The sequence below is a fragment of the Herbaspirillum sp. WGmk3 genome (assembly GCF_023952535.1).
In the GTDB taxonomy this organism is placed as follows: Bacteria; Pseudomonadota; Gammaproteobacteria; order Burkholderiales; family Burkholderiaceae_D; genus Herbaspirillum; species Herbaspirillum huttiense.
In genome coordinates, this window is the sequence record NZ_JAKYWT010000005.1 from 568,449 (window position 1) to 581,259 (window position 12,811).

Below are 12,811 nucleotides of genomic sequence, written 5' to 3' on the forward strand. Positions count from 1 at the left end.
TGGCGGCCGATGGCCGTCATGTCCTCATGCAGAGATGCAGAGGTGCAGAGGTGCAGAGATGTACAGATGCAGTTGTGTAGAGGAGACGGGATGCGGCCCTTCAGTCATGTAGTCCGCTGCAGGAGTGGCAGACCGGCCAGGCAGAGAGAGGAGGACGAGGCGGACGATGAGGCCACGGAGAAGATGCGTCTCCGTACGCGCCTCATCGATTTACGGCAGGCACAGTTCGAACAGCGCACCACCATCCGGATGATTGGACAGGCGCGCTTCGCCATGCCGGGTCTCCTTGTTGTGGGCGGTGGCAATGGCATTGCACAGATCCATGCCCAATCCGGTGGACGGCTTCTTTTCCTGGGTGCCGATGCCGGGGCCATCGTCGCGCACCGTGAAGATCACGCCGCCTTCCGGATGCTTGCGGCAGCCCAGCGCGATCTGCGAGCGAGCAAAGCGGCTGGCATTCTGCAGCGCCGCTTCCAGCGCCAGCGCCACCAGGTGTTCATCGAAGAAGCCGATCACCGGCATGTCGGTTTCGTCCACCCGCAGGGTGATGTCGCTGCTGCGGGAGACGCCGTGCTCGCGCACCAGCGCATCGAGGAAGTCCAGCGGCGAGACCGCCTCGACCTGCGCGCGCAGGCCCTGGGAATCGGCCTTGTAGAGGGTCAGGAAGGCGATCAGTTTTTCCTGCAGGGCCAGGCAGGTGACATGGGCCTGCTGGACGCGCGGCACGTCGTCGGACAGGCGGCGCAATTCCCCCTCCAGCACGCCCAGTGAGTTTTTGATGTCGTGAATGATGATCGCGGCAAGCTTGGGATCCATGGTCAGCTCTTCGGGGCTACTTTGGTCAGGGTGTCGCGCAGGAATTTGTGCATCTTCGCGACTCTATCGTTGCCGGGAATCAGGCGGTCCAGGGTGGCCAGGTAGCGGCGCACGCGCTTGACGTATTCTTCGTTCCAGCCGCGCTGGCTCATCCACAGCAGATGCAGCTGGGCGGCCGCCAGCAGCACGCCGGTGTTCTCCGGCATGCTGGCCAGCGCCTCTTCCAGCCGCGCCAGCGACTCGTCGGGCTTGGCGCTGCGCATGAGGGCATTGGCTTCGGCGATGATGCTCATGCAGTGCTTGACGGCACCGTCGATGAGCTCTTCGGCCAGGTTGGCGCGGCCGGTATCGGCCAGCACCTTGCGCGCCAGCATCTGCAGGGTCTTGTTCTCGTGGTCGGACTTGACCGCCTCGGCGATCAGCTTGGCACCTTCCTCATCCTTGCCCATCGAGAAGGCGGCCTTGGCCAGCGCCAGGGTGGCGGTGTCCGAGGCTTCCTTGCCGGCCGCCTGGCGGGCCGTCTCGAAGGCTTGCTGGGCCGAGATGGTGTCGCCCAGCTGGACGTAGGCCTGGGCCTGCACGGCGGCCTGCGCGGAGACGAAGAGGTTGGATTCCTCGTAGCGGCGCGGCGCGCTTTCCAGCAAACGCAGCGCGGCATCCGGGTCGCCGCTGTCGATGTGCACCTGGGCCAGCGAGAGCAGGTCGGTCGGTTGCGCGGTGAGCGAACCCTTGGTGTGCTTCAGCACCTTGTCATAAGCCTCGCGCGCCTGGTCGAGATGGCCGCTGCGGTAGGCCACGTCGCCCACCAGGCGGCTGCGGCGCGCCGAGGGGATGATCTCGGAAGACTTGGTCAGCGCCTCCAGCGCGCCTTCCTGGTTGCCCTGGGCTTCGTCGATCTGCGCCATCAGGTCGTAGGCGGCGATGAACTGCTTGTTCTGCGCCAGTACGTCTTGCACGATCACGCGCGCATCATCCATCTGGCCGGCCACGATGTTGCAGCGGGCCAGGCCGATCTTGGCCCACACCAGGTCGTCGCGCATGGCCAGGGCCTGCTTGTAGACCTCGCGCGCTTCGTCGATGCGGCGCTGTTCGATCAGCAGCGTGCCCTTGGTCTTCATGATCTCGACGATCCACTTGGGCGCCGACTTGAGCACGTTGTCGCATTCGATGATGGCGCCGGTGATGTCCTTGCGCTTCATCTTCTCGGTCACCGGCAGCATGGCGTGCTGCTTTTCCAGCAGGCGGTCCACGCGTTCGGCGATGCGGCTGGCCGTCAGCGGCTTCAACATGTAGGCGTCGGGCTGGAACTCGGCGGCGCTGGCCACCAGGTTGTAGCCGCTCTCGGCCGTCACCATGATGAACATGCAGGTCGGCGAGAGCATGTTCTGGGTGCGGAAGAACTCCAGCAGCTGCTGCCCGTTGCTTTCCTTGTTGAGGTTGTAGTCGCAGATGATCAGGTCATAGGTGCCGGACTGCACGAAGCGGATGGCTTCATCGGGCGTGGCAGCCTGGTCGACCTTGGTCACGCCGAGCTGCCCGAGGTGCATGCGAATGTTCTGGCGCATCGTCGGCATGTCGTCGATGACCAGGCAGCGCAGGGCGCTGATGTGGCTGAAGGGCACTAAACTCATGAGAACGGTCTGTAAAGCGATCTGTAAGGCGATCTGTTCGGGATTGCGGAATGCCGTGGGCTGAATAATTGCCGCAGCGCAATATCGTGCAAGATGACGACTATTGTTGCCAATTAAGCCATTGCTGACGAATTATTCCCCCCAACTCGCGAGTGTGCCGTTTTTTTTCCTTCCATGCATCATTCGTCTGCGATTTATGAAGTTTTTGGCGGGGCGGGCTCTCGTATAATTGTGGTTTTCGCCCACGGATGGAATTAGGGCCGACAAAAACGCTTGCACTAAGCACTGTTTTTTTATACAGTATCGCTCTATCGGGGCGGTCATCCACTGCCCCCCGGGCAACACCCGCGGCCTGCCAGCGATGGCCAGCCACCGCGAGCAAGATCCAAGCAACATTCAAGCAACATCAGCAAGACTCCCCCTGACACCCGTCTTCACGACATTTTGCCGAGAGAGATTTATGGACGACAAAAAAGCTGCGAACAACTCTGAAAAGAGCAAGGCGCTGGCCGCCGCGTTGGCACAGATTGAAAAGCAGTTTGGCAAGGGCTCGGTGATGCGCATGGAAGATGGCGTCATCGCTGAGGAAATCCAGTCCGTGTCCACCGGCTCCCTGGGCCTGGACATCGCCCTGGGCATCGGCGGCCTGCCGCGCGGCCGCGTGATCGAAATCTACGGTCCCGAATCCTCGGGCAAGACCACCCTGACCCTGCAATCGATCGCCGAAATGCAGAAACTGGGCGGCACCTGCGCCTTCATCGACGCCGAGCACGCGCTGGATGTCACCTACGCGCAAAAGCTGGGCGTAAACCTGAACGACCTGCTGATCTCGCAGCCCGACACCGGCGAACAAGCCCTGGAAATCTGCGACGCCCTGGTGCGCTCCGGTGCGGTGGACCTGATCGTGGTCGACTCCGTGGCCGCGCTGACCCCCAAGGCTGAAATCGAAGGCGACATGGGCGATTCCCTGCCGGGCCTGCAAGCCCGCCTGATGTCGCAGGCGCTGCGCAAGCTCACCGGCAGCATCAACCGCACCAACACCACCGTGATCTTCATCAACCAGATCCGCATGAAGATCGGTGTCATGTTCGGCAACCCGGAAACCACCACCGGCGGTAACGCGCTGAAGTTCTACGCTTCCGTGCGCCTGGACATCCGCCGCACCGGTTCGATCAAGTCGGGTGATGAAGTCATCGGCAGCGAAACCAAGGTCAAGGTCGTCAAGAACAAGGTTGCGCCCCCGTTCCGCGAAGCCCACTTCGACATCCTGTATGGCGAAGGCACTTCCCGCGAAGGCGAGATCCTGGACCTGGGTTCGGAACACAAGGTGGTCGAGAAGTCCGGTGCCTGGTACAGCTACAACGGCGAGCGCATCGGCCAGGGCAAGGACAATGCCCGTAACTACCTGAAGGAACATCCGGAACTGGCTCGCGAGATCGAGAACAAGGTCCGTGTCGCCCTGGGCGTGCCGGAACTGGCCGGTGGCGAAGCGGAAGCCAAGGCTTCCTGAATCCGCGCTTAAAGGATTCAAGCGCCATCGCGGCGACAGGGTTTGCCTGAGCCCTGGGTGTCGTGATGGTGGCTTGTTTATCTCGCTGGTGCCGTGCTGTGTTGGCGGTCTCAGGGGGAGGTAATACCGCAGTACAGCAAGTTCGCAACATGCCAAGACCGCCGATCAGCCTGAAAGCAAGGGCGCTCAAATATCTCTCTTCACGTGAGCATAGTCGCCAGGAACTTGCGCGTAAGCTTGCCCCTTACGCGCAAGAGGGCGATGACATCGAAGAGCTCCTGCAATGGCTGGAGCAGTCCCGTTTCCTTTCCCAGGAACGTTTTTCCGAATCGCTCGTGCATCGCCGCTCGGCGCGCTACGGCAATCAGCGCATCATCTCCGAACTTCACGGCCATGGCATTGAAGGTGAAGCCATCGCCGAACTGAAGGCCGATCTGGCCGCCGGGGAGGGCGAGCGTGCCGCGCAGGTGCTGCGCCGCAAGTACGCCGCACCTCCCGAGGATGCCGAGACCCGCGCCAAACAGATGCGCTTCCTCCAGCAGCGCGGTTTTTCCCATCGCAGCATCCGCGAAGCCTTCCAGACCGCCTGGGCCGACGACGAAGAATCCGCCTGAACCCAAGCTGCATCCAGCAGGGCCGGCCCGGCCAAGCACATTTTTCCCGCGTTTTCCTCGAAATCTCCCACCGGCGTGCGGCCTTGTCCTGCCCGATGGTAATTCCTGCGCATTGCGCCCGGTGTTAGCGCTACCGGCCAACAGGCCGTTTGTCGTGTGCTAGAATTCGGAAGTTTTTGCTGCGGCGCGCAAGCCTGAGGAGATACCGCGTGTTGCCGGTTTGTTAAAACGGCGCAACGGTGCAAGGCCCACGTCAGGAGCAGGAATGGATAATGCGAACGCTTCGGCGCAAGCTGGTGCGTTTCGACTATCAGACCAACTAAAGCAGACGGCATGCATATGCCCAATTCGACGAATTCACTCGCAACCCGCGCAGCTCACGCCTGCGCCCGACTCCATCCGGCAACGGATGCGACCCCCGCCTGCGGGTTGCAGTCTGCTTTCTGGTCGGCCGGCTCAATGCCGGCTTCCGAATTTCAATCCGGCAAGTTTCATTCATTCAGTGTCTAAAGGGAAGCTCCCATGAAAATCCATGAGTATCAGGGTAAAGAAATCCTGCGCCAGTTCGGCGTAACCGTGCCGCGCGGCATTCCTTGCATGTCGGTCGACGAAGTCGAAGCGGCTGCCCAGAAGCTCGGCGGCCCGGTGTGGGTCGTCAAGGCCCAGATCCATGCAGGCGGCCGCGGCAAGGGCGGTGGCGTGAAGGTGGCCAAGTCCATCGAGCAGGTCAAGGAGTACGCCAACCAGATCATGGGCATGCAGCTGATCACCCACCAGACCGGCGCTGAAGGCCAGAAGGTGCGTCGCCTGCTGATCGAAGAAGGCGCGGACATCAAGAAGGAACTGTACGTTTCCCTGGTCACCGACCGCGTCTCGCAGAAGGTCGTCCTGATGGCCTCCAGCGAAGGCGGCATGGACATCGAAGAAGTTGCCCACAGCAACCCGGAAAAGATCCACAACGTCATCATCGACCCGATCGATGGCCTGACCGACGCCCAAGCCGACGACGTGGCTGCCAAGATCGGCGTGCCTGCCGCATCGATCCCGGCTGCTCGCCAGAACCTGCAAGGCCTGTACAAGGCTTACTGGGAAACCGACGCTTCCCTGGCTGAAATCAACCCCCTGATCCTGACCGGCGACGGCAAGGTCATCGCCCTGGACGCCAAGTTCAACTTCGACTCCAACGCCCTGTTCCGTCACCCGGAAATCGTCGCCTACCGCGACCTGGACGAAGAAGATCCGGCTGAAGTCGAAGCTTCCAAGTTCGACCTGGCCTACATCTCCCTGGACGGCAACATCGGCTGTCTGGTCAACGGTGCCGGCCTGGCCATGGCCACCATGGACACCATCAAGCTGTTCGGCGGCGAGCCGGCCAACTTCCTGGACGTGGGCGGCGGCGCCACCACCGAGAAGGTCACCGAAGCCTTCAAGATCATGCTGAAGAACCCCGAACTGAAGGCCATCCTGGTCAACATCTTCGGCGGCATCATGCGCTGTGACGTGATCGCCGAAGGCGTGATCGCGGCTTCCAAGGCCGTCTCGCTGAAGGTGCCCCTGGTGGTCCGCATGAAGGGCACCAACGAAGACCTGGGCAAGAAGCTGCTGGCCGATTCCGGTCTGCCGATCATCTCGGCCGACTCCATGGAAGAAGCCGCCCAAAAGGTCGTGGCAGCTGCCAAGTAAGTAACCCAACACGCAAGCCTGCGCGGCGCGAGCCGCCGGCTGCAAGCGATTGCAGCCCAGGCGCCGCCCGCGGCGCAGGCATCACAGTCAAGGAAGAGAAATGTCGATCCTCATCAACAAAGACACCAAGGTCATCACCCAAGGTATCACCGGCAAGACCGGCCAGTTCCACACCCGCATGTGCCGCGACTACGCGAATGGCAAGAATGCCTTCGTCGCAGGCGTGAACCCGAAGAAGGCCGGTGAAGACTTCGAAGGCATCCCCATCTATGCCAACGTCACCGAAGCCAAGAACGCCACCGGCGCCACTGTCTCCGTGATCTACGTGCCGCCCGCCGGCGCTGCTGCTGCCATCTGGGAAGCCGTCGAAGCCGAGCTGGACCTGGCCATCTGCATCACCGAAGGCATCCCCGTGCGTGACATGCTGGCCCTGAAGGACCGCATGGCCAAGGCCGGTTCCAAGACCCTGCTGCTGGGCCCGAACTGCCCCGGCCTGATCACCCCGGACGAAATCAAGATCGGCATCATGCCCGGCCACATCCACAAGAAGGGCCGCATCGGCGTGGTTTCCCGCTCGGGCACCCTGACCTATGAAGCCGTGGGCCAGCTGACCGCCCTGGGCCTGGGCCAGTCCTCCGCCGTCGGTATCGGTGGCGACCCGATCAACGGTCTGAAGCACATCGACGTCATGAAGGCCTTCAACGACGATCCGGACACCGACGCCGTCATCATGATCGGTGAAATCGGTGGTCCTGACGAAGCCAACGCTGCACGCTGGATCAAGGACAACATGAAGAAGCCGGTGGTTGGCTTCATCGCCGGCGTGACCGCGCCCCCGGGCAAGCGCATGGGCCACGCAGGTGCCCTGATCTCCGGTGGTGCTGACACCGCTGAAGCCAAGCTGGCCATCATGGAAGAGTGCGGCATCAAGGTCACCCGCAACCCGTCCGAAATGGGCCGTCTGCTGAAGTCGGTGCTGTAATTGACCACGGGCTGACTCGCTCAGCCACGGCAGTAAAGCAGTACCGCAAGACCAGCATGGGGAGCTCCGGCTCCCCATGTCATTTCTGGCAAGCCGTCCCGATGGGAGGCACTAACCGCGCATAACGCGGTCTTCCAGCCATGCGCCCGATCCGAGGCGCTGTTTTTCCAAGAGGACATGCATGGAATTCCTGGCCAACCTGAACTGGGTCGCCGTGGTGCAGATCATCCTGATCGATATCCTGCTCGGTGGCGACAATGCCATCGTCATCGCCCTGGCCTGCCGCAATCTGCCCGACAAGCTGCGCATGAAGGGCATCGTCTGGGGCACGGTGGGTGCGATCGGTATCCGCATCGCCCTGATCGCCTTCGCCGTGACGATGCTGCAGTTGCCATTCCTCAAGCTGATCGGTGGCATCCTGTTGCTGTGGATTGGCATCAAGCTGCTCAACGAAGACGATGAGCACACCGACATCAACGGCAGCGACCGCCTGTGGGGCGCCGTCAAGACCGTGATCGTGGCGGACCTGGTGATGAGCCTGGACAACGTGATCGCCATCGCCAGCGCCGCCGAGCAAGCGGCCGGTGAGCACCAGCTGCTGCTGGTGGTATTCGGCATCGTGGTCAGCATCCCCATCATCGTCTGGGGCAGTACCCTGGTGTTGAAGCTGATGGAGAAATTCCCGGTCATCGTCACCCTGGGTGCAGCCTTGCTGGGCTACATCGCCGGTGGCATGATCTTCAGCGATGTCGCGGTACAGGGCTGGATCGAGGGCTTCATTGGCGACACCGAATTCGTGTTGCCGGGCGCTGCGGTGCACCTGAGCCTGCCCGGCCTGGTCGGTGCGCTCGGTGTGGTGCTGACCGGCCTGACGCTCAAGCGCAGGAAGCAGGAGCGCCAGAAAACGGCCGCCTGAGCGGCAAAGGCGCGTGCAGGCCATGGGGATGGCCGGCACGCTGCACACCAGAACCGGTGCCGCGGCGCCCGATACCCGGCCGTGCTTGAGCCAGGTCAGCGCCGCAGCACGACAAACCTGATAGCTTTGCAATTTTTTCGCTGGTACGCATGACCGGCGCTGCCGATACTGGCAACGCCCTTTTCATTTTTACGAGGATCCCATGAAACCCGTCGTCACCCGTCGCCCCCAACAAGGCTTCACCCTGCTCGAACTGATGGTCACGCTGGCCATCGTCGGCATTCTTGCGATGCTGGGCGCCTCGCAATACCAGGACTACATCGCCCGCGCGCGCGTCTCGGAAGGCTTCAACCTGGCCGAACCCTACAAGCTGGCCGTGACCGAGCAGATCAGCTCCAACAACGGCGTCTTCACCGTGGCGCAACTGGGCCTGCCGGCCTTCACCCCGACCGACAACGTCAGCAAGATCGAAGTTTCGCCGATGGAAAAGCGCGGCGTGGGCGGTGTCATCACCATCACTTACAGCCCGCGCGTGGGCGACGGCGGCACGCTCACGCTGACCCCCACCATCGCCTCCGGCACCATCCAGTGGCAATGCGCTGCCAAGGATGTGAAGCAGGCCGCCACGCCCGAAGGCGCTACCGCCAATACCGGCTTCGTCGCCGGTACGCTGCCGGCCAAGTTTGCACCGGCCAACTGCCGCGGCTGATCTGCGCTTGCAGCAGCGCAGGCAGCATGAAAAAACGCGCCCTCGGGCGCGTTTGTCATTTTTGATTTGTCTTGTCCACAGCGAATTTGCTGCAGCGTGCTGCTTCAAGGGCGCGCCATGCTGATGTCGCTCTTGCCCCCGCGCTTTTCGGTCACGCAGATATCGGTCATGACCATGGTCTTGTCGACCGCCTTGCTCATGTCGTAGACGGTCAGCAGCCCGACCTGCACGGCCGTCAGCGCTTCCATCTCCACCCCGGTCTTGCCGAAGGTTTCCACTCGCGCGGTACAGCGCACGGAAGAACTGGCCGCATCGGTCTCGAACTCCACCGACACATGCGTCAAGGCCAGCGGATGGCACAGCGGGATCAGGTCGCCCGTGCGCTTGGCCGCCATGATGGCGGCGATGCGGGCGATGCCCAGCACGTCGCCCTTCTTGGCCGTGCCCGATTCGATGATGGCCAGTGTGGCCGGCTGCATGCGGATCACGCCGGTGGCCAGCGCCACGCGATGGGTCTCGTTCTTGGCGCCGACATCGACCATGTGCGCTTGTCCGCCCTGGTCGAAATGGGTGAGGCCGCCGTTGGGCGCGGAGTCGCCGGATGTGCTCATGCTGGTTCGCTGATGATGAAATGAAGGGAAAGGAGCGGGTATCATAGCAGGCAGCCTGCGGCTTGCCGCCAGCGCAGAGCTGTGCACCGCCTGCACCGCTGCCGCTGTCTTGCTTTCACCATGTGTCTGCCATCGATGACTGGGTCCATGCAACGAACCGTTCCTGAACTTTCCCGCCGCCCCCTGCGCCGTCTGCTCATGCGTGCGCTCAGTGCCACCTTCCTGCTGCTGCCGGCCGCTCCCTTGACGCTGTTGCCGCATCCCGGCGTGGCGCAAGGCCTGCCGACCCTGGGCGATACCGAACGCGAAGGCCTGTCGCCGCTGATGGAGCGCAAGCTGGGCGAAGAAATCATGCGCGACATCCGCACCGACCGCGATTATGTCGACGATGGCCCGATCTCGGAATACCTCAACAATTTCGGCCAGAACTTGGTCTCCATTCATCCTGAGGTACGCGGCGAGGCTGGCTTCGATTTCCAGTTCTTCATGGTGCGCGATCCCATGCTGAACGCTTTCGCGCTGCCGGGCGGCTTCATCGGGGTCAACAGCGGCCTGGTGCTGGCGGCGCAGTCCGAATCCGAACTGGCCGGCGTGATGTCGCACGAAATCGGCCACGTGGCGCAGCGCCACATCGCCCGCATGCTGGGCCAGCAGAAGCAGAATTCCATGATCCAGCTGGCGGCCATCGTGCTGGGCGCGCTGGCCGGGGTCTCCAAGGCCGGGGGCGATGCCGCCATGGCCACCATGATGGGCGGCACCGGCCTGGCCGTGCAGCGCCAGCTCAACTTCAGCCGCGATGCCGAACGCGAGGCCGATCGCATCGGCCTGCAGATCATGCGTGATGGCGGCTTCGATCCGTCGGGCATGGTGACCTTCTTCGGCCGCTTGCAGACGGCCTCGCGCAATTACAGCGATGCCGTGCCGCCTTACCTGATGACGCACCCGCTGACCACCGAGCGTATCGCCGACATCCAGGCCCGCATCCGCGACCAGCGCTACAAGCAGCGCGTGGACAACCCGGAATTCCAGCTGGCGCGCGCCCGTACCCAGGTCTTGCAGAATGACAGCGTGCAGGGCCTGCGCGACAACGTCGCCAAATTCACCGACCAGGCCAAAGGCAATACCAAGCTGATGACGGCCGCCGCCAAGTATGGCCTGGCTTTCGCCTACTACCGCCAGAACCGCTTCGAGCAGGCCGAGGCCGCATTGAAGGAGGCCCAGGAAGCGGCCATCCCGATGAAGACCGGCATCTTCTTCGGCAGCCTCGACATCGACATCAAGATCGCCCGCAAGCAGACCCAGCAGGCGCTGCAGGTGGCGGAGAGCATGCGCCAGCAGTACCCGATCTCGCGCAGCGTCGCGCGCCAGTACGCCGATGCCCTGATCGCCGCCAACCGCTACGACCAGGCCGTGGCCTACCTGCGCGACCAAGCGCAGCTGTATCGTTCGGATGCCCAGGTGCAGCAGCTGCTGGCCAAGGTCTACGCAGCGCAGGGCAAGCAGGCCCTGCAGCATTTGGCGCTGGCCGAATCCTATGCACTCAACGGGAGCCTGCTGGCGGCCATCGATCAGTTGGGGATTGCGCGCAAGGCACCGGATGCGACTTTCTACGATCAGTCACAGATCGATGCGCGCGAGCGCGAATGGAAGGCGCGCTGGAAGGATGAGCAGAAGGAGCTCAAAGACCGCTGACCCCTGCCCGCCGGAAAGTCAGGCGGGACGGGGGCTACAGACGAATCTGAAGGTTTGTTCCAGTTGATCGCTGGCGATGCGTTGCAGCGGCAGGTCCTGCCCGTTCCAGGTGAAGGAAAGTGTCAAATCCTCAGTGCCCTCCAGCCAGCGCAGCAGGGCCTCTTCATCTGTTTGCCCGGCGTGATGCAGGCAGGGCAGCAGGGTGGCCAGGTCGCGGTCATCGACGCCGGCAATGATCTCGCCGCTGCGCAGGTAGAGTCGGCCGCGTTCATCCATCCAGGCGGCATCGACTTGTTCCACCGCGGCGTGGGTATGCAGGATGAGGGAGGGCACAAGCGCATCCGCGCCCGGCTGGGTCCGCAGGATATGCGGCATCCACTCCAGATCCACGTACACCCGCTGCGGCCCGTTCTGGAAGTACCAGCGGCCGCTATCGTCGCAGGCGTAGTTGCGGTCGATGAAGGCCAGCAGGGCAGGGTGGCGGATGGGGTCTCCCGGCAGTTCCAGTTGCTGTGCCCTTTCGTCGCGCATGCGCCATTGTCCGCGCGCATCCAGCCGCAGCCAGCCGAAGCAGTACGGCACGTTGGGCCAACGGGCCATGGCCTGGCGGACGATCTCATCCATGGGCCAACTCCGCGCGGGCCACGAAGGCGCTCTCCGCCTTGCCTTCCAGGAAATGCAGCAGCCGCTGCGGCAGCCACGCCAGGCTGCCCGGCGGCCCACCCGCGGCAAAGCCGACATGGCCGCCCTGTTCGGGATATTCCAGCACCACTTCCGGTGCCGCCGAGCGCGGCAGGTGGCGCGCCGGCAGGAAGGGATCATTCTGCGCATTCAATACCAGCGTGGGCACGCTGATGTCGTGCAGGATGTGCTTGGCGCTGGCGCGGTCCCAGTAGTCGTCGGTATTGCGATAGCCGTGCAGGGGTGCGGTGACGACGTTGTCGAAGGCGTAGAGATCGCGCGCCGACAGCAGGGCCTCGCGGTCGAACAGGCCCGGGAACTGGTCCAGCTTGGCCAGGCACTTGGGCCGCATGGTGCGCAGGAACACCCAGGTATAGAGCCGGTTGAAACCACTGGCCAGCGCCGCACCGCCCCCGGCCAGGTCCAGCGGGGCAGACACCGCGCAGGCGGCGTCGACAATCTCGGCCTCGTGCTGGGATTCGCCCAGCCAGCGCAGCAGGGCATTGGCACCCAGCGAGACGCCGCAGGCATACAGGTGCGTGGCCGCCAGGTCTTGCTGGCGCAGCTTGAGGCGGCGGATGATCCAGTCCAGCTCGGCGGTATCGCCCGAGTGATAGAAGCGTGGCGCCAGGTTGATCTCTCCCGAGCAGCCGCGAAAATGCGGAATCGCCCCATGCCAGCCACGCCGCTGCACCTCGGCCATGAGCGCGCGGCTGTAGTGGCTGTCGGACGAGCCTTCCAGCCCGTGGAACAGCACCAGCAGCGGCCGTCCCGGCTGGCCATCGACGAAATCGATGTCGATGAAATCGCCATCGGGCGCTTCCCAGCGCTCGCGCCGGAACGCCACCTTCGGCTTGGGCAGGAAGGTGGACGGATAGATGGTCTGGAGATGGCCGCCGGGAAGCCAGCGGGGCGGGACGTAAAGCATGATGCAGCCTTGCTCGGAATCGGATGGCGCAAGCGCCT

Annotated in this window: 12 protein-coding genes; 7 read left to right on the forward strand and 5 right to left on the reverse strand. The window is 63.3% G+C overall.

Features of this window, described 5'->3' with window-relative positions; translation table 11 throughout:
• Positions 1-210: 210 nt before the first annotated feature.
• Entirely contained in the window at positions 211-816 is a 606-nt protein-coding gene (locus tag MKD49_RS21115) for a sensor histidine kinase KdpD (RefSeq protein WP_252697276.1), read from the reverse strand.
• A gap of 2 nt (positions 817-818) precedes the next feature.
• Positions 819-2,447 carry a response regulator gene (locus MKD49_RS21120; RefSeq protein WP_121043012.1) on the reverse strand — a complete coding sequence of 543 codons (1,629 nt, stop codon included), beginning with the start codon at positions 2,445-2,447 and terminating at the stop codon, positions 819-821.
• Between the two features lie 460 nt (positions 2,448-2,907).
• Here MKD49_RS21120 and recA point away from each other — a divergent pair, with 460 nt between their 5' ends.
• From recA to MKD49_RS21150, 6 genes are all read left to right on the forward strand, one after another.
• A complete protein-coding gene (gene recA / locus MKD49_RS21125; RefSeq protein WP_034341268.1) occupies positions 2,908-3,957 on the forward strand; it encodes a recombinase RecA in 1,050 nt (349 codons plus the stop codon).
• A gap of 149 nt (positions 3,958-4,106) precedes the next feature.
• Positions 4,107-4,571 carry a recombination regulator RecX gene (gene recX, locus MKD49_RS21130; protein ID WP_121043014.1) on the forward strand — a complete coding sequence of 155 codons (465 nt, stop codon included), beginning with the start codon at positions 4,107-4,109 and terminating at the stop codon, positions 4,569-4,571.
• A gap of 522 nt (positions 4,572-5,093) precedes the next feature.
• On the forward strand, positions 5,094-6,254 hold the full coding sequence (sucC, locus tag MKD49_RS21135) for an ADP-forming succinate--CoA ligase subunit beta (protein ID WP_121043016.1): 1,161 nt from the start codon (positions 5,094-5,096) through the stop codon (positions 6,252-6,254).
• A gap of 100 nt (positions 6,255-6,354) precedes the next feature.
• Positions 6,355-7,236, forward strand: a complete 882-nt coding sequence (gene sucD / locus MKD49_RS21140; RefSeq protein ID WP_013232695.1) for a succinate--CoA ligase subunit alpha — start codon at positions 6,355-6,357, stop codon at positions 7,234-7,236.
• A 181-nt stretch (positions 7,237-7,417) separates the two neighbouring features.
• Entirely contained in the window at positions 7,418-8,152 is a 735-nt protein-coding gene (locus MKD49_RS21145; protein WP_121043018.1) for a TerC family protein, read from the forward strand.
• Between the two features lie 202 nt (positions 8,153-8,354).
• Positions 8,355-8,861, forward strand: coding sequence for a pilin (locus MKD49_RS21150; RefSeq protein ID WP_121043020.1), 507 nt, complete (start codon positions 8,355-8,357; stop codon positions 8,859-8,861).
• Positions 8,862-8,965: 104 nt separating this feature from the next.
• Here the strand turns inward: MKD49_RS21150 and moaC are convergent, their stop codons facing one another.
• Positions 8,966-9,472, reverse strand: a complete 507-nt coding sequence (gene moaC, locus MKD49_RS21155; RefSeq protein ID WP_039789163.1) for a cyclic pyranopterin monophosphate synthase MoaC — start codon at positions 9,470-9,472, stop codon at positions 8,966-8,968.
• A 147-nt stretch (positions 9,473-9,619) separates the two neighbouring features.
• On the opposite strand from moaC, the gene MKD49_RS21160 reads away from it, so the two are divergent.
• Complete coding sequence (locus tag MKD49_RS21160) at positions 9,620-11,164, forward strand: M48 family metalloprotease (protein ID WP_252697277.1); 1,545 nt, start codon at positions 9,620-9,622, stop codon at positions 11,162-11,164.
• Between the two features lie 18 nt (positions 11,165-11,182).
• Here MKD49_RS21160 and MKD49_RS21165 read toward each other — a convergent pair whose 3' ends face one another.
• Both MKD49_RS21165 and MKD49_RS21170 read right to left on the reverse strand, forming a co-directional pair.
• On the reverse strand, positions 11,183-11,788 hold the full coding sequence (locus tag MKD49_RS21165) for a DUF2946 family protein (RefSeq protein WP_252697278.1): 606 nt from the start codon (positions 11,786-11,788) through the stop codon (positions 11,183-11,185).
• Positions 11,781-12,773, reverse strand: coding sequence for a YheT family hydrolase (locus tag MKD49_RS21170; protein ID WP_039789159.1), 993 nt, complete (start codon positions 12,771-12,773; stop codon positions 11,781-11,783). The genes MKD49_RS21165 and MKD49_RS21170 overlap by 8 nt, the downstream gene beginning before the upstream one ends.
• Positions 12,774-12,811 lie beyond the last annotated feature (38 nt).